Consider the following 17651-nt stretch of genomic DNA (forward strand, 5'->3'; position numbering starts at 1 on the left):
AAAGCGCGGCACTTTTACCCAGGCGGCGCGCACTAATATCCCAGAGGCCAGCTGAGGACATGCGATGAACGAAACCGCTTTACAGAACCGAGCCCTGGCAGTGCTCCTGGCGCTGGTGACCATCGCCTTCGTGTGGATCCTGCTGCCTTACTACGGCGCGATCTTCTGGGCGGTGATACTCGGCATCCTGTTCGCGCCGTTGCAGCGCCACCTGCTGATCCGCTTCGGGCGCCGGCGCAACCTGGCCGCGGCCACCACCTTGCTGGTATGCCTGCTGGTGGCGGTGTTGCCGGTCATCATCACCAGTGCATTGTTGGTGCAGGAGGGCGCCCTGTTGTACCAGCGCATCGAGAGCGGGCAACTGGACATCGCCGGCTATGTCGAGCGCGGCAAGGACATGCTGCCGACCTTCGCCCAGCGCGGCCTGGACAGCATGGGCATGGGCAACCTGGACGGGTTGCGCGACAAGATCAGCAAGTGGGCGACCCAAGGTAGCCAGGTGCTGGCCAGCCGGGCATTCAGCTTTGGCCAGGGCACGTTCGAGTTCGTGGTCAGCTTCGGCGTCATGATGTACCTGTTGTTCTTCTTCCTGCGCGAAGGTGCGGAGGTCGCTCGCCGGGTACGGCTGGCGGTACCACTGCCCGAGCAGCAGAAGCGCCGCCTGCAGTTGAAGTTCAACCGCGTGGTGCGGGCCACGGTTAAAGGCAACGTACTGGTAGCCATCACCCAGGGGGCGCTGGGTGGATTCATCTTCTGGGTGCTGGATATCCCCAGTGCGCTGGTGTGGGCGGTGCTGATGGCGTTTCTGTCGCTGCTGCCGGCGGTGGGCGCGGGCATCGTCTGGGCGCCGGTGGCGGCCTATTTCCTGCTGAGCGGGGCGATCCTGCCGGGGGTGATCCTGACCGCGTTCGGGGTGCTGGTGATCGGCCTGGTGGACAACCTGCTGCGGCCGATCCTGGTGGGCAAGGACACGCGCATGCCGGATTACCTGATCCTGGTGTCGACCCTGGGCGGGCTGGCGGTGTTCGGCCTCAACGGCTTCGTCATCGGGCCGCTGATCGCGGCATTGTTCGTGTCGAGCTGGGCGATCTTCGCCGCGACCAAGCCGCAGGTGCAGTTGCCGGAGTAGGGGGGGTATCCCAGGCGTTTGCGCTGTACCGGCAGCAGCGGCCGCATGTCGCGATCGGGCTGCGCAGCAGGCCCACGGCTCATGCACTGATGCAGAAGGCGCCGTGGCTGCTGCGCAGCCTGATCGCGACACGCGGCCGCTGCTGCACGGGCAGCCTTCAGAAGGCCTGCGGCATCTCGCCCTTGGCCAGGCGCCGGTTGATATCGGCGACCACTTCAGGCAGTTCATTGATCGTGTCGATCAGGTAATGCGGACGAGAACCGGCGAACAGCGCATGGATGCGCTGGCGTTCGCTTTCCAGCTTCTCGGCGCTGAGTGCGCGGTAGCCCTCCCAGGTCAGCCCCAAGGCATTGCCCGAACACACCAGGGCCACGGTCCACATGCCGGCCCGGCGGCCTTCGAGAATACCCGGCACGGTGTCGTCGACCTTCACGCAGGCCGCCACATCGTCGATACCCAGCGCGATCACGTTGGCCAGGGCCTGCGCCGGCCAGGGGCGGCCGTTCGGGGTTTCGTCGGTGGCCACCACGTGGTCGGCGACGTAACCGTTCTGCGCCGCCAGCGCCACCACCTTGTCCATCACCACTTTCGGGTAGCCCGAGCACGAGCCGATCTTCAGCCCGTCGCGGCGCAGCCCGGTGAGTGTATCCAGCGCGCCAGGGATCAGCGCCGAGTGCACGGCGATCTTCTCGATCTGCAGCGGCATGAAGCGGTTGTAGATGGCGGTGACATCATCGTCGGTCGGGGTGCGGCCGAACACCTGGCGGTAGCGCTCGGCGATTTCCGGCACGTCGCACAGGGTGCGAATGTGGTCCCACTTGCCCATGCCCATCGGGCCGCGGGCTTCTTCGATGGAAACCTGCACGTCGAATTCGGCGAAGGCTTCGACAAAGATCTGGGTCGGGGCGAAGGAGCCGAAATCGACCACGGTACCGGCCCAGTCGAGAATGGCGGCCTGCAGCCGGGTAGGGTTGTTGTAGTTCATGTGCGCTGATTCCTGGATTGGGGTGGGCAAGGGTCAGACGTGCAGTACTTCCATTTCCCGCAGCACTTCGGCCACGGCATTCACGGCGGCTTGCATGCCGTCCGCGCCGACCACGCCAATGCAGCCGACGCGGAAGGTTTCGACCTGGGTCAGCTTGCCCGGGTAAAGGATGAAACCCTTGGCCTTGACCCGCTCGTAGAAGTCCTTGAACTGATAGCGGGCATCGTTCGGCGCATGGAAGGTGACGATGATCGGCGCCTGGATCTCGGCCGGCAGGAAGCTGCGCAGGCCGATGGCGGCCATGCCGGCGAGCAGGGTCTTGCAGTTGTCGGCGTAGCGTCGATGACGCGCTGGCAGGCCACCTTCCTCGTGGTACTGCTGCAGCGCTTCATGCAGCGCGGCCACCACATGGGTTGGCGGGGTGAAGCGCCACTGGCCGGTCCTGGCCATGTAGGCATGCTGGTCGTGCAGGTCCATGGCCAGCGAGTGGGCATTGCCTTCGGCGGCGGCCAGGGCGGCTTTTTCGGCAAATACGAAGCCCATGCCGGGTACGCCTTCCAGGCATTTGCCGGAGGCGGCGATCAGCGCCTCGAAGGGGATTTCGCGGGCATCGATCGGCAGTGCGCCGAACGAGCTCATGGCGTCGATGATCAGGCGTTTGCCGTGGCCTTTGACCACCTCGGCGATCTCGCGCAGCGGGTTGAGGATACCGGTGCTGGTTTCGCAGTGAATCAGCGCGACATGGCTGATCGCCGGGTCGGCGGCCAGCAGGCGCTCGACATCGGCAGCGGTGGTCGGTTGGTCTTCTGCGGTTTCGAAGGTGCTGAAGGCGCGGCCGAGGACCTTGCAGATCTTCGCCAGGCGTTGGCCATAAGCGCCGTTGATCAATACCAGCACCTTGCCGTCACGTGGCACCAGGGTACCGATGGCGGCTTCCACGGCGAAGGTGCCGCTGCCCTGCAGGGGCACACAGTGATGGCTGGCGCTGCCATCGATGATCGCCAGCAGCTGCTCGCACACGCTGGCGGTCAGCTGGTTGAAGTCGCGGTCCCATGAACCCCAGTCCACCAGCATGGCTTGGCGGGTGCGCATCGATGTGGTCAGGGGGCCGGGAGTCAGCAGAATCGGGGCGTTGCTCATGCCGTTATTCCTCGCAAGCGGTGGGCTGAAACTGGTGGACCTAGGTTGCAATTCGGGCTTCTATCAATCAAATTGTTTGTTGTTATCCGAGCTATAAGTCAGGCCGATACGCATGAACCTGTTCCAGTTGCGCGCTTTCGATGCGGTCGCCCGCGAGGGCAGTTTTACCCGTGCTGCGGCGCGCCTGTTCATCAGCCAGCCGGCGGTGACCGGGCACGTGAAAGCGTTGGAGGAGCACTACCAGATCACCTTGCTGCGGCGTACTGCGCGGCGGGTGGAGTTGACCGAAGAGGGCACCCGCCTGGCGGCGATCACCCGCGCCATGTTCGGCCTGGCCGAAGAGGCGCAGGTCATGCTCGAGGCCAACCGCCAGCTGCTGACCGGGCGCCTGGAAGTGGCGGCCGACGGCCCGCACCGGGTCATGCCGATGTTGGCACTGTTGCGCGAGCGCTATCCGGGCATCACGGTCAACCTGCGTCTGGGCAACGCCCAGGAAACCCTCGCGGCACTGCTTGGCGAACACGCCGATGTGGCGGTGCTGACCGAGATCGAGCCGCGCAAGGGCCTGCACTTGCAGAACCTGTGCGAGTCGCGGCTGTGTGCCTTGCTGCCGGCCGGGCATGCCTGGGCCAGCGGCGAGGACGACCTGCCGCTGGCGGCGCTGCACCAGCAGATCATGGTGCTGCGCGAGCCGAACTCCACCACCCGTCGCACCTTCGACAAGGCGTGCAGCCAGGCCGCTGTGCAGCCTCGGGTATTGCTGGAGCTGGACAGCCGCGAGGCAGTGACCGAGGCCGTGGCCTGCGAATTGGGTATCGGCGTGGTGTCGTCGACCGAAGTGGCCAATGACCCACGGGTAGTGGCCCGGCCCCTGGCTGGTCGCGGGCTGGTCAACCAGCACCTGGTCGGATGCCTGGAGCGCCGCCGTGAGCTGCGCCTGATCCAGGCCTTCCTGGGCCTGGCTGCGGGGCTGTGATGGCTGTTTTGAAAGGGGCGGCCTAAGATGGCCGGAATTGAGCGGACACCATCGTCGATGAGCGAAAAAGACACCATTTCCATGCAGCTGGTGCGCGAAGCGCTGCTGCAGACCTGCCCCGCTGGCGAGCCCGACAGCGGCCTGCTGGCCAGGGCCGGCATCGCCGTGGAACAATTGCACCTGCCAGAAGCGCGGGTCAGTGCCGAAGCCTATGCCCGGCTCTGGCGCTTGCTGACGCGGCGCTGCAACGACGAATTCTTCGCCATGGACCCACGTGGCCTGCGCAGCGGCAGCCTGGCCTTCATGTGCCGGGCCAGCATGGCCCAGCCGACGCTGGGGGCCGGCCTGGAAACGGCGCTGGCGTTCCTCTCGCTGATGCTCGAAGACCTGCAACCCAGCCTGGTGCGCCAGCAGAGCCTGGCCGAGATCGTCATCAACGAACCGCGTGACGCGCCGCGCCGGGCCTTCACCTATTTCACCTTCTGGATGATCGTGCATGGCCTGGCTTGCTGGCTGGCCGGGCGGCGCATTCCGATCCTGGCCATCGACCTGCGCTGCAGCGAGCCGCCTTTTTGCGACGATTACCGGGTGATGTTCTCGGAAAACCTGCAGTTCCAGCGCCCGCGCACGCGCATGATCATTGCCGCTGACAGCCTGGACCTGCCGATCAGGCGCACGCCCGAGGAACTGCAACGCTTTCTCGCCGAGGCCCCGGGCAACATTCTGGTCAAGTACCGCGACCCGGCCAGCTTCGCCCGGCGCCTGCGCCATGACTTGCTGCACCAGGCGCCCGGGCAGTGGCCGGATGGCGACAGCCTGGCCCGGCAACTGTGTCTGTCGCCGTCGACGCTGCGCCGGCGTCTTGCCGAAGAGGGGCAGACCTACCAGGGCCTCAAGGACAGCGTGCGGCGGGAACTGGCAATTGCCTGGCTGAGCGGGGAGGAGGCTGGCCTGGGCGAGATTGCCGAGCGTCTGGGTTTTGCAGACAACAGTTCGTTCTACAAGGCGTTTCGCAAGTGGTTCGGCTGCAACCCCGGGCACTATCGCGCACTGATCCAGGCCCGCGCCCCGGGGCGCTGAGGCATGAGCAGCGCTGTCAGGCGGTAGCCTACGGAGGCTCGGAACACTTCCCTCTGCGTTGTGCCGCGGTACTTGGTCAGCATGACCGGCTCTGCTCAACACTCAGGAGCCTCTCATGCCCGCTGTTACCGCTAGTCACGATCAATTCATCGCAGCCAGGTTACCGGCCTGGCTCAAGCGCGCCTCACGTGGGCAGATCAATACCCTGCGTAACAGCCTGAACGCACATCATGCGAGCCAGGCCCGCCTGCGCGGGCTGATGCTCGATCTGCTGCCGCCGCCGCAGTTTGCCGAAAAGCACCTGGCAGCGTTGCTGGATGCGCCTTTGCCGGACGGGGTGGCCTTCGACCAGCTCGAGTGGCTGCAGGTGGCACCGCGCTTCGACACCCTTCCGGGCACGCTGCAACAGGTCTACGAATACAGCGAAAGCCGTGAAAACGGCTTGCAGCGGCTGATGCGCAACTTTGCCACGGATACCCGCTACTTCAACGGTACAGGGTTGGTGATGCCAGGGCGGGACCAGCCATTGAGCGCATCGCTGGATACGTTCATCGCTGCGTGCCGCAAGCTGGATGTTGGGCGCCTTTATCAGGATGAGCTGCAACGGGTGTTCAGCCCGGCTACCCAGGCGATCCTGGCCGAGGACAAACGTTCGGCGCTGAAGCTTGCGATCGAAGTGGCTGCGTTACAGGGCGACATCGGCGCCGGGATACAAATTGCCCTGCGTGAGGTGGTCGACGACAGCCAGGTACATCGCCCGCAGGGGCTCAAGGGCGACCCACGGCTGCTGACGATGCTGGGACAACCGGTGGCTGACGGCTTGCTGATTCAATTACGTGATAACGCCGGCGTGGACCGGGGTAGCGTGCTTTACCTGCCCAGCGATCCCCATCAGGCCCTGCGTCACTTCGAAACGGCGGCGGCCATGAACAACGCCATCGCGCAGCAGCTGCAGAACACGGCTTACCGGCAGTACTTCACTCAGCTGATCAGCCTTGAGCAGCGCGCAAGTTTCGTCACGTTGCTCGACCAGCGCCTGGGTGACGAGCGGCCAGACCTGCAGCTGGCAAGCGTGCCGCAGACAGGCAGCATCTTCACCCAACTGGCGACCCTGCAAGTCCAGCGGGTCAAGGACGATGCAACGCTGTTGCTGGTCTCCAGCGCCGATGCCGATAGCCTCGCTGTAGCGGCCAGGCACGCCGAGTGGAAAGCCGTAGGGCTCGACCTTGTGAACCTGGCCGGGTTCTTCATTCCGGTGGTCGGCGCCTTGCTGATGGGGCAGCTGGTTGTGCAGGTCTGCTCGGAAGTGTTCGAAGGGGTGACGGATTGGTACAGGGGGCACCAGCACGAAGCGCTGAATCATCTACTCTGGGTCGCCGAGACCCTGGCGGCCACGGCGGCTACCGTGGCTGGGGCCGGTTACCTGCGCAGTGCTTTCGTCGACGGCCTGGAGCCGATCAGCATGGGCGCCGGGAAAAGTCGTTTGTGGCGCTATGACCCTGCCCAGTACCAATCCATGCCAGACACCATCGATATGCATGAGGACGGGCGTTTTGCCGTGGCTGGGCGGCGCTGGGTACGCATCGACGGACATTACCTTGAGCTGCACAAGCCTGTTGCCGATGGACCCTACCGCTTGCGCCATGCCTCGGTGGAGGGCGGTTATGGCCCGGTGGTGCTGCATAACGGCGAGCGCAGTTGGCGTTTGCTGCACGAGCAGCCGCTGACCTGGCAGGCGCCTGGGCGCATGCTCGATGCGCTGTGGCCGCAGCATCCGCTCATCGAGCCCAGCCAGGCGGAGCAGGTATTGCAGGTGGCCGGTGTCGACCTGGACGAGCTGCGCGGTGTGCTGGTGGAGAACCGCCCCGCGCCGGTAAACCTGGGGCAAACCCTGCGCGCTTTCCAGGCACAGGCGCGCATCGACACGTTCTTCACGCGACTTCGCCTGAACACCCTGATGCCGCCCGACAGCGAGCTGTTGGCCTGGAGTGAGGGCCGCCCGCAGGTCGGCAAAGGGCTGGCGCAGGTACTGGCGCAGGAAGCCGAGCTGCGCCCGCAACTGTTCGCCCATCTCACCCAGCAACCGTTTGCCGAGGACCCCCTGACGCAGTTGATCAAGCGGGACTTTCCAGGCTTGCCGGCGGCCTATGTGCGCGAAGTGGTCGCCGAGGCCAGCGAACTCGAGCGTGACATGGCGCGGGTCGAACAACGCTTGCCGTTGCCCTGTGCGCAGGGTGCGCGTGCGCAGTTGCGCCTGGCGCGGCTGAACCGGGCGTTGGCCGGGTTATACCTGAGTGCCGGCTACAGCAATGAAACGGGGGAGCTCGCGCTGACGTTACTCGATAGCCTCGAGCTGGAAAACATCGCGATCGACCTGCGCGAGGGCGCAGTGGACGGGCGTTCGATCAAGCTCCTCGGTAGCGCCGGGCAAGGTCCGGCCGACAGGATACTGGTGCGCAGCAATGGCCGGTTCCAGCTGTACAACGGCCTGGGTGAGGAACAAGCGGTTACCCTGGCCGACCCCGGCAGCATCTTCGAGGCCATCTTCGCCGCGCTGACGCCCGCGCAACGGCCAGGCATCGACTCGGCGGAGCAGTTGCGCGAGCGGCTGCTGGCACAGTTGCCCGCTTCGCATTGGGGCGTGACCCGCATGCTTGGTTGGCCCGAGCAGCGCAACTGGTTCAACCCGGGCCGGCGCCTGCCGGATGGACGTGTGGGCTACCCCCTCAGCGACCATCCCGGCGCCAACCCCAGGGACGAACAGGCGATCATTCGCGACCGCCTGCGCGCGCTGTATCCAGGCCTGGACGAGCCCGCGCTCGATGACGAGCTGGCGCGCCTGCAGCAGGGCGAGCGGCCGGTGTTCGAGCAACTGGTGCAGCTGCAGGACGACCACGACCAGTTGGTCCAGCAGCTGAACCGCTGGGTTGCCAGCGAGTTGCAGGAAAGTCGCCAGGCCGCGCGCAGGTTGAGCGCAGACAGCATCCTTCGGGCATGGCGACTACAAGGTGAGGTGGTCGCGGCCGGCGAAGGTCGAGCGCAGGGGCAGCGCTTGTCGCTGACCGGTTCGCAATTGCGCACGCTGCCATCATTACCGCCGCAGATCGAGTTCCATCGCGTCACGGTGCTGAGCCTTCACGATACGCTGGTCAACGATATCCCGGTCGATTTCCTGCGCCCGTTCACTGCCCTGACCGAGCTGAACCTGAGCGGCAATCAGTTGCTGCGCCTGCCCTTGGGCATCGCTTATCTGCCGGACATCCAGGTGTTGCGCCTGGCACACAACCAGATCCGCCTCGATGCCCAGGCAGTGGAGATCCTCCAAGGCCTGCCCAATCTGGTCCATCTCGACCTTAGCTACAACCGGCTGGAGGCGCTGGACCTGAGGCTTCACCATTTCTCCCGGTTGAGCAACCTGAACCTGCGCCACTGTCGGCTTGGCACGTGGCCACAGTACCTGGAGCTGTGTGGTTCGCTCGAGCGTGCCGACCTGCGTGACAACCAATTGCGCACGGTGCCGGACGAGATCCAGCAGATGCCCTACGCATTCCGCCGCGCCATCCTGGTAGACCGCAATCCGCTGTCGGGCATGGCCTTGCAGCAATTTCATGCGCTTGACGTCATCAACGAGCACGGGCACTTGCCCGAGACGTCATGGCCCGTCGATCTGCCGCGCGCGCTCACGCTTCTGGTTGCCGATGCAGACGCAGCCGAGCAGCTGCGCCGGCAGGGGCTGTGGCGGCGCATGCTGCAGCAGCCAGCGAGCAACCGGTTGTTCAGGCTGTTGGCCCGCCTGGAATTCACCGCCGATTACCGTCAGGCGGGGGCGGCACGCGCAGAACTGGTGGAGGGCGTGTGGAACCTGCTGGGTGCGCTGGACGCTGACCCGGTGCTTTGCACGCGGGTTTTCGAGCGTGTCGGCCTGTCATTGTCCTGCTCGGATGCGGTCGCCAGCCACTTCAGTGCGTTGCAACTGGAAGTCAGGCAGGCCCAGGCGGCAACCCAGGCGCTCGCCCCCGAGAGCAGAAGCAATTTACTGACGCTGGGCCGGCAGCTGTTCCGCCTGGAGCAGCTGGAGGTAATCGCTTATCGGGATGGTCGGCAACGCCTCTCGGCTGGGCAGCATCTCGACGAATTGGCCCTGCAACTGGCCTACCGGGTGCGCCTGCGTGTTCGCCTGGCATTGCCCTGCCAGCCGCATGCCATGAACTACCCCGATGCGGCGGAACTGGCAGATTCCCAGGTCGAGGAGGCGTACCGGCGGGTGACCCAGGCGCAAACGCTCAGCGCCCTCACCGATAGCCTGAGCCAGCGTGAATTCTGGCGCCGTTATCTGCGCCAGCGGCATGAGCAGATGTTCGACGCCATCACAGCGGACTACAGCCAGCGCGCAATCCGGCTTCAAGCACAGAGGCCGGCCTTGTCGCCGGCCGAATACCAAGCACAGCTGGAGCTGCTGCGAGAGCGGGAAGCCGCGGATATCGAGCGCTTGATCAGCGGGCTGAGCCAATCCTATCTGCGTGCTACCGAGCGTGCCGAGGGCTGAGCCCGAGGCGGCCAAACCGGTCATCCAGATTGACAGCTTTGGCCATTGTCGCCGTGCCTGAGCGGCGCGAACATCGTCGGACCGATGGTTAACTCCAAAAACAACAAACCAGGAGTCCGACGATGCGTGATTACGCCGAGGCCGTTCGTGCCTTCGACCATGCCCAGGCTGCTGCGGCGGCGCTGCATGGCGACCTCACGGCCCTCAATGCCTGTGTCGAATGCTGCGACCGCCATGCCGGGGCCGGCAAGCTGGCACTGACCAGCATGGACCGCGACGGCAACATTGCGCGGTACAGTTTCGACCAGCTCAGCGACCTGGCAGCCCGTTTCGCCACGGTGCTCAAGGCCCAAGGGGTGCAAGCGGGCGATCGCGTCGCTGGCTTGATGCCACGTACCCCCGAATTGTTGATCACGATTCTTGCCACCTGGCGCCTGGGGGCTGTGTACCAGCCACTGTTCACCGCCTTCGGCCCCAAGGCCATCGAGCACCGCCTGGACCAATCCCACGCCCGCGTCGTCGTCACCGACAGCAACAACCGCGCCAAGCTGGACGATGTGCACGGCTGCCCGACCATCATCACGGTCAACGCCCGCAGCGGCGAGCTGGATTTCCAGCAGAGCCTGGCCAGCACGACGGAGCGCTGCGAAGCGCAGATGCGTTCGGGCAATGACCCGTTCCTGCTGATGTTCACCTCCGGTACCACCGGCCCGGCCAAGCCGCTGGAGGTGCCGCTGCGTGCGATCGTCGCGTTCCAGGGCTACATGCGCGATGCCATCGACCTGCGCCCGCAGGACAACTTCTGGAACCTGGCCGACCCGGGCTGGGCCTATGGCCTGTATTACGCCGTCACTGGCCCGCTGTCGCTGGGCCATGCCACCACCTTCTACGATGGCCCGTTCAGCGTCGACAGCTGCGCCCAGGTGATCGACACGCTGGGCATCACCAACCTGGCCGGCTCGCCCACCGCTTACCGCCTGCTGATAGCTGCCGGCGACGCATTCGCCAAGCCGGTCAAGGGCCGGCTGCGGGTGGTCAGCAGCGCCGGCGAACCGCTCAACCCGGAGGTGATCCGCTGGTTTGCCGACGAACTCGGTGTGACCATCCACGACCACTATGGCCAGACCGAACTGGGCATGGTGCTGTGCAACCATCATGGCCTGCAGCACCCGGTGCACCTGGGCTCGGCCGGCTTTGCCATCCCCGGCCATCGCATCGTCGTGGTGGACGAGCAGGGGCAGGAACTGGCAGCCGGCCAGCCGGGGATTCTCGCGGTCGACCGTGAGCAGTCGCCGCTGTGCTGGTTTGGCGGCTACCACGGCCTGCCGACCAAGGCCTTCGTCGGCAAGTACTACCTCAGCGGCGATACCGTCGAGCTGAACCCGGATGGCAGCATCAGCTTCGTCGGCCGCAGCGACGACGTGATCACCACCTCGGGTTACCGGGTTGGCCCGTTCGATGTGGAAAGCGCGCTGATCGAACACCCGGCAGTGGTCGAGGCCGCCGTAATCGGTAAACCGGACCCTGAGCGGACCGAGCTGATCAAGGCCTTCGTGGTCCTGGCCAGCGGCCACGTCGCTAGCGCCGAGCTGGAAGAAACCCTGCGCCAGCACGTGCGCCAGCGCCTGTATGCGCATGCCTACCCCAGGGAAATCGAATTCGTCAGCGAGCTGCCCAAGACCCCGAGCGGCAAGCTGCAACGCTTCATCCTGCGTAACCAGGAAGTCGCCAAACAACAAGCGCAACAGGCCACCCCTGCCAGCGCGTGAAAGGAAACCGATCATGCAAATAGCCAACAAACACTTCATCGTCAGCGGCGCCGCCTCCGGGCTGGGCGCTGCCACCGCGCAGATGCTGGTCGCGGCCGGCGCCAAGGTCATGCTGGTCGACCTCAATGCCCAGGCTGTCGAAGCCAAGGCCCGCGAACTGGGCGACAACGCCCGCTTCGCGGTGGCCGACATCAGCGACGAGCAGGCTGCCCAGGCAGCGGTCGACGCGGCTGTCAGTGCCTTTGGCAGCCTGCACGGGCTGGTCAACTGCGCGGGTATCGTCGGTGCCGAAAAAGTGCTCGGCAAGCAGGGCCCGCACGGCCTGGCCAGCTTCGCCAAGGTGGTCAACGTCAACCTCATCGGCAGCTTCAACCTGCTGCGCCTGGCCGCGGCGGCCATGGCCGAAGAGCCTGCCGATGAGGGCGGCGAGCGCGGGGTGATCATCAACACTGCTTCCATCGCCGCCTACGACGGGCAGATCGGCCAGGCCGCCTACGCAGCCTCCAAGGGCGCCATCGCCAGCCTGACCCTGCCGGCGGCCCGCGAACTGGCACGCTTCGGCATCCGGGTGATGACCATCGCCCCAGGCATCTTCGAAACGCCGATGATGGCCGGCATGAGCGAGGAGGTACGGGCATCGCTGGCGGCCGGCGTGCCGTTCCCGCCACGCCTGGGGCGCCCGCAGGAATATGCCGCGCTGGCCCGCCACATCATCGAGAACAGCATGCTCAACGGCGAGGTGATCCGCCTCGACGGTGCACTGCGCATGGCTGCCAAGTAAGGAGAACCAACATGACCCTCGCCAACGACCCGATCGTAATCGTCAGCGCTGTGCGCACGCCCATGGGCGGCCTGCAGGGCGACCTCAAGAGCCTGACGGCGCCACAACTGGGCAGCGCGGCCATTCGTGCTGCCGTCGAGCGTGCCGGCATCGATGCCGCCAGTGTCGAGCAGGTCCTGTTCGGCTGCGTGCTGCCGGCTGGCCAGGGCCAGGCGCCGGCCCGCCAGGCTGCGCTGGGGGCCGGGCTGGACAAGCACACCACCTGCACCACGCTGAACAAGATGTGTGGCTCGGGCATGCAGGCGGCGATCATGGCCCATGACCTGCTGCTGGCCGGCACCGCCGACGTGGTAGTGGCCGGTGGCATGGAAAGCATGACCAATGCCCCCTACCTGCTGGACAAGGCCCGTGGTGGCTATCGCATGGGCCACGGCCGGATCATCGACCATATGTTCATGGACGGCCTGGAAGACGCCTACGACAAGGGCCGGCTGATGGGCACCTTCGCCGAAGACTGCGCCCAGGCCAACGCCTTCAGCCGTGAGGCCCAGGACCAGTTCGCGATTGCCTCGTTGACCCGTGCCCAGGCGGCGATCAGCAGCGGCCGGTTTGCCGCCGAGATCGTCCCGGTGGAAGTCACCGAGGGCAAGGAAAAACGCCTGGTCAAGGACGACGAGCAGCCGCCCAAGGCCCGCCTGGACAAGATCCCGCAGCTCAAGCCGGCGTTCCGTGAAGGTGGTACGGTGACTGCGGCCAACTCCAGTTCGATTTCCGACGGTGCCGCGGCGCTGCTGCTGATGCGCCGCTCCGAAGCCGAGCGGCGCGGCCTCAAGCCACTGGCGCTGATCCATGGTCATGCCGCCTTCGCCGACACCCCGGCGCTGTTCCCGACTGCCCCGATCGGTGCCATCGACAAGCTGATGAAGCGCACCGGCTGGAACCTGGCCGAGGTCGACCTGTTCGAGATCAACGAGGCCTTCGCCGTGGTCACCCTGGCGGCCATGAAGCACCTCGACCTGCCACACGACAAGGTCAACATCCATGGTGGTGCCTGCGCCCTTGGCCACCCGATTGGCGCCTCCGGCGCACGCATCCTGGTGACCCTGCTGTCGGCCCTGCGCCAGAACAACCTGCGCCGCGGGGTGGCGGCCATTTGCATCGGCGGTGGCGAAGCCACGGCCATGGCTGTCGAATGCCTGTACTGAGGTGAACCATGCTGGTAACTGACGAGCAACAACAGATCGCCGACGCGGTGCGCGCCTTCGCCCAGGAGCGCCTGAAGCCGTTTGCCGAGCAATGGGACAAGGAACATCGCTTCCCCAAGGAGGCCATCGCCGAGATGGCCGAGCTGGGCCTGTTCGGCATGCTGGTGCCGGAGCAGTGGGGCGGTAGCGACACCGGCTATGTGGCCTATGCCATGGCCCTGGAGGAAATCGCCGCCGGTGATGGTGCCTGCTCGACGATCATGAGCGTGCACAACTCGGTGGGCTGCGTGCCGATCCTGCGCTTTGGCAGCGAGCAGCAGAAAGCCCAGTTCCTTGCCCCGCTGGCCAGCGGCGCGATGCTCGGCGCCTTCGCCCTGACCGAACCGCAGGCTGGCTCCGATGCCAGCAGCCTGAAGACCCGTGCGCGCCTGGATGGCGACCACTATGTGCTCAACGGCAGCAAGCAATTCATCACCTCCGGGCAGAACGCCGGGGTGGTGATCGTGTTCGCTGTCACCGACCCGGACGCCGGCAAGCACGGCATCAGCGCCTTCATCGTGCCCACCGATTCGCCGGGTTACCAGGTGGCGCGGGTCGAGGACAAGCTTGGTCAGCACGCTTCCGACACCTGCCAGATCGTTTTCGACAATGTGCGCGTGCCGCTGGCCAATCGCCTGGGCGCGGAGGGTGAGGGCTACAAGATTGCCCTGGCCAACCTCGAAGGTGGCCGTATCGGCATTGCCGCGCAAGCGGTGGGCATGGCCCGCGCGGCGTTCGAAGTGGCGCGCGACTATGCCAACGAGCGACAGAGTTTCGGCAAGGCGTTGATCGAACACCAGGCGGTGGCGTTCCGCCTGGCCGACATGGCAACGAAAATTGCCGTGGCCCGGCAGATGGTGCTGTACGCCGCGGCACTGCGCGATGCCGGGCGCCCGGCGCTGGTGGAAGCGTCGATGGCCAAGCTGTTTGCCTCGGAAATGGCCGAAAAGGTCTGTTCGGATGCCTTGCAGACCCTGGGCGGTTATGGCTATCTGAGCGACTTCCCGCTGGAGCGTATCTACCGCGACGTTCGGGTTTGCCAGATCTACGAAGGCACCAGCGACATTCAGCGCATGGTCATTGCGCGCAATCTTTGAAGGAGCAGACTGCATGGCATTCGAAACCATCCTGTTGGACATCCACGGCAAGGTCGGCCTGATCACCCTCAACCGCCCACAGGCGCTGAACGCGCTGAACGCGCAGATCGTCGGCGAGATCAACCAGGCCCTGGACCAGCTCGAGCGTGACCCGAACATTGGCTGCGTGGTGCTGACCGGTTCCGCCAAGGCCTTCGCCGCTGGTGCCGACATCAAGGAAATGGCCGAGCTGCAATACCCGCAAATCTACGTCGACGACCTGTTCAGCGATGCCGACCGTATTGCCAACCGGCGCAAGCCGATCATCGCCGCGGTGTCCGGCTTTGCCCTGGGTGGAGGCTGCGAGCTGGCGATGATGTGTGACTTCATCCTGGCGGCGGACAATGCCAAGTTCGGCCAGCCGGAAATCAACCTCGGGGTGCTGCCGGGCATGGGCGGCACCCAGCGCCTGACCCGTGCGGTCGGCAAGGCCAAGGCCATGGAGCTGTGCTTGACCGGCCGCCTGATGGGCGCTGAAGAAGCCGAGCGCGCTGGCTTGGTGGCGCGTATCGTGCCGCAGGCGGAGCTGGTGGAAGAGGCGCTGAAGGTGGCGGCGACCATTGCCAGCAAGTCGATACCGGTGAGCATGATGGTGAAGGAGAGCGTCAATCGGGCGTTTGAAGTGACCCTCAGCGAAGGCGTGCGCTTTGAACGGCGGGTGTTCCATGCGGCATTTGCTACCGAGGACCAGAAAGAGGGCATGGCTGCGTTCATTGGCAAGCGTGAGGCGCAGTTCAAGGATCGTTGATAGCAGCATCGTTACCGTTGCCGTTGCCGTTGCCGTTGCCGTTGCCGTTGCCGTTGCCGTTGCCGTTGCTTTTGCTTTTAAGCGCGCGATAGTTCAGGCGCCGCCGAATGCGACTTCAGGAGGCCGAGCGAAGGGCTTGCGGAGGGAGGTGACGGGCATGGATGCCCGTCAAGCGCTGAGGCCCCATGGATGGGGCCTGCAGCGCGTCCTCCCGGGAGCAAGCCCGTAGCGAGGGGACCCCGGAGCGCAGCGTAGGGGCCGGATGATGGGAGCCAGCGTTTTTTGGTTACTTTTTGCCGCGTTTGGCAAAAAGTGACCCGCCGTAAGGGCGGAAAGGTGACTAAGCGCCGCGTTTGAAAATGAATGTTGACCTCATTGTTAAAGCCCACGCTTGAAAGCGAAAAGCGAAAAGCGAAAAGCGAAAAGCGAAAAGATTAAAGCGGGATAACGCTGGTTTTTATCGCGCGCAAAGTCCATTGGCGATGACGACGCTGACTCACCTTTTCGCCCTTACGGCGAGTCACTTTTTGCCAAACGCGGCAAAAAGTAACCAAAAAACGCTGCGCTCCCATCATCCGGCCCCTACGCTGCGCTTCGGGGTTCCCTCACTCCGGCCTTGCTCCCGGGAGGACGCGCTGCAGGCCCCATCCATGGGGCCTCAGCGCTTGACGGGCATCCATGCCCGTCACCTCCCTCCGCAAGGCCTGCGTTCGGCCTCCTGAAGTCGCGAAGATCAAGATCAAGATCAAGATCAAGATCAAGATCAAGATCAAGATCAAAAGCAGAGCAAGAGCAAGCGCCAGCGCCAGCGCCAGCGCCAGCGCCGCGCAGGGCCACGGCCAGACTCCTCGTATGAGGGTGGCGATAGCATTGAGCTGAAGGCACCGACCAGCGGAATGTAGACAATGGAAGCAAATTCCCACCCGATTGCAGTTGCTCCACGCGACGCGGCGCCTTAGACTTCCGCCCCCTGTAAAAGAGTGCCGGTTGGCGCTTGAAGAATTCCGCCACCGATGCCAAGGCGTCGGCAGCATATGAATCGCCCAAATGCACATTTTTTCATAGAGAAATCGATGACCAAGGAACAGTTGCTGGCCATGTCGGCCGATGACTACATGAACGCTGACCAGCTGGCTTTCTTCGCTGGCCTGCTGCAGGCGATGAAAGTCGAAACCCATGAACGCATCGAGCTGAGCCGTGCCACCATCGAAGGCCTGGACACCCCGTCGGACCCTGCCGACGTGGCTTCGGTCGAAGAGGAGCGTAGCTGGCTGGTAAATGCCATCGACCGCGACCAGCGCCTGTTGCCCCAGCTGGAAATGGCCCTGGACCGTATTGCCGACGAGAGCTTCGGCTGGTGCGACGACAGCGGTGAGCCGATCGGCCTGAAGCGCCTGCTGATCAGCCCGACCACCAAGTACTGCATCGAAGCCCAGGAGCGCCACGAGCAGCTCGATCGCCACCAGCGCCAGGTGTAACCCCGCGCGGTGTGCCAAGCCCCACGGAGCGATCCCTGGGGCTCTTTGCGTTTCTTTGCCGCCGGCGGTTTTGTTGCCCCGCGCGTAAAACTGCTGTACCGGGATGCGCTGTTTCCGCGCGGCGAGCGGGCGTATCATGGCTTTATCGTTAGGGTGCTAATTAAATTCCGGAGGGAATGATGAATAGCCGGGTCGATGTAGCCGTGATGATTGGCTCGGGTGTGCCGGCCACGCTGCGGGCGCTGGGTAAACGCATCTGCTGGGTGGTGCTGGTCAATGGCGAGCGGCGTGGTACCGCCTTCGCCACGCGCGAAGAGGCGCTGGAGTGCCAGGCAGCCTGGTTGCAGCAGTTGAAGAAAGGCTTGGCCGCCTGAGCGCATCGATTGCGCCGGGCCTGGTAAAACGAGGGCAGGCTGTATCAACGGCAAGAAATGCGCTTTGCCTCTCGACGGATTTCGGTGTTTTCGTGCATATTCTTCCCTCAGTAATGCACTGATGGATTGCAGGGCCCGTTTTCACGTGCGCTCCGGCATTGCCTGTCGCATCTTTCTGGCGGGTTTGCTGTCAGACATTACACTTCCCGGATCGGGAATATGCCGAAAGCCTGTATTGAGGCCAGATCTGGCAAGCCAGAGTAAA

At 64.7% G+C, this 17651-nt stretch carries 14 protein-coding genes; 12 read left to right on the plus strand and 2 right to left on the minus strand.

Annotation, left to right across the window (positions count from 1 at the left end; all coding sequences use genetic code 11):
• The first annotated feature begins 64 nt into the window (after positions 1-64).
• Positions 65-1129 carry an AI-2E family transporter gene (locus tag HG549_RS08900; protein WP_170029150.1) on the plus strand — a complete coding sequence of 355 codons (1065 nt, stop codon included), beginning with the start codon at positions 65-67 and terminating at the stop codon, positions 1127-1129.
• A gap of 157 nt (positions 1130-1286) precedes the next feature.
• Here the strand turns inward: HG549_RS08900 and phnX are convergent, their stop codons facing one another.
• Together phnX and HG549_RS08910 are read right to left on the minus strand one after the other, a co-directional pair.
• Positions 1287-2114: a phosphonoacetaldehyde hydrolase gene (gene phnX / locus HG549_RS08905; RefSeq protein ID WP_170029151.1), complete on the minus strand. Its 828-nt coding sequence runs from the start codon at positions 2112-2114 to the stop codon at positions 1287-1289.
• A gap of 33 nt (positions 2115-2147) precedes the next feature.
• Positions 2148-3254 (minus strand): 2-aminoethylphosphonate--pyruvate transaminase, encoded by a 1107-nt coding sequence (locus HG549_RS08910; RefSeq protein ID WP_170029152.1) that lies wholly within the window; start codon positions 3252-3254, stop codon positions 2148-2150.
• A gap of 112 nt (positions 3255-3366) precedes the next feature.
• Between HG549_RS08910 and HG549_RS08915 the strand changes: the two genes are divergently transcribed.
• From HG549_RS08915 to HG549_RS08965, 11 genes are all read left to right on the plus strand, one after another.
• On the plus strand, positions 3367-4230 hold the full coding sequence (locus tag HG549_RS08915) for a LysR substrate-binding domain-containing protein (protein WP_170029153.1): 864 nt from the start codon (positions 3367-3369) through the stop codon (positions 4228-4230).
• Between the two features lie 57 nt (positions 4231-4287).
• On the plus strand, positions 4288-5310 hold the full coding sequence (locus HG549_RS08920) for an AraC family transcriptional regulator (protein ID WP_170029154.1): 1023 nt from the start codon (positions 4288-4290) through the stop codon (positions 5308-5310).
• 115 nt (positions 5311-5425) lie between these two features.
• Positions 5426-9856, plus strand: coding sequence for an NEL-type E3 ubiquitin ligase domain-containing protein (locus tag HG549_RS08925; protein ID WP_170029155.1), 4431 nt, complete (start codon positions 5426-5428; stop codon positions 9854-9856).
• Between the two features lie 122 nt (positions 9857-9978).
• Positions 9979-11625 (plus strand): AMP-binding protein, encoded by a 1647-nt coding sequence (locus HG549_RS08930; RefSeq protein ID WP_170029156.1) that lies wholly within the window; start codon positions 9979-9981, stop codon positions 11623-11625.
• Between the two features lie 13 nt (positions 11626-11638).
• A complete protein-coding gene (locus HG549_RS08935) occupies positions 11639-12406 on the plus strand; it encodes an SDR family NAD(P)-dependent oxidoreductase (RefSeq protein ID WP_170029157.1) in 768 nt (255 codons plus the stop codon).
• 11 nt (positions 12407-12417) lie between these two features.
• A complete protein-coding gene (locus tag HG549_RS08940) occupies positions 12418-13611 on the plus strand; it encodes an acetyl-CoA C-acyltransferase (RefSeq protein WP_170029158.1) in 1194 nt (397 codons plus the stop codon).
• An 8-nt stretch (positions 13612-13619) separates the two neighbouring features.
• Positions 13620-14747: an acyl-CoA dehydrogenase gene (locus HG549_RS08945; protein WP_170029159.1), complete on the plus strand. Its 1128-nt coding sequence runs from the start codon at positions 13620-13622 to the stop codon at positions 14745-14747.
• Positions 14748-14760: 13 nt separating this feature from the next.
• Positions 14761-15534, plus strand: coding sequence for an enoyl-CoA hydratase (locus HG549_RS08950; protein ID WP_170029160.1), 774 nt, complete (start codon positions 14761-14763; stop codon positions 15532-15534).
• 678 nt (positions 15535-16212) lie between these two features.
• Positions 16213-16413, plus strand: a complete 201-nt coding sequence (locus HG549_RS08955; RefSeq protein WP_170027514.1) for a hypothetical protein — start codon at positions 16213-16215, stop codon at positions 16411-16413.
• Between the two features lie 194 nt (positions 16414-16607).
• On the plus strand, positions 16608-17012 hold the full coding sequence (locus HG549_RS08960) for a TraR/DksA C4-type zinc finger protein (protein ID WP_003259022.1): 405 nt from the start codon (positions 16608-16610) through the stop codon (positions 17010-17012).
• Between the two features lie 179 nt (positions 17013-17191).
• Positions 17192-17386 (plus strand): hypothetical protein, encoded by a 195-nt coding sequence (locus HG549_RS08965; protein ID WP_170029161.1) that lies wholly within the window; start codon positions 17192-17194, stop codon positions 17384-17386.
• The last annotated feature ends 265 nt before the right edge of the window (positions 17387-17651 follow it).

Source organism: Pseudomonas sp. SK (assembly GCF_012975065.1).
GTDB lineage: Bacteria > Pseudomonadota > Gammaproteobacteria > Pseudomonadales > Pseudomonadaceae > Aquipseudomonas > Aquipseudomonas anuradhapurensis.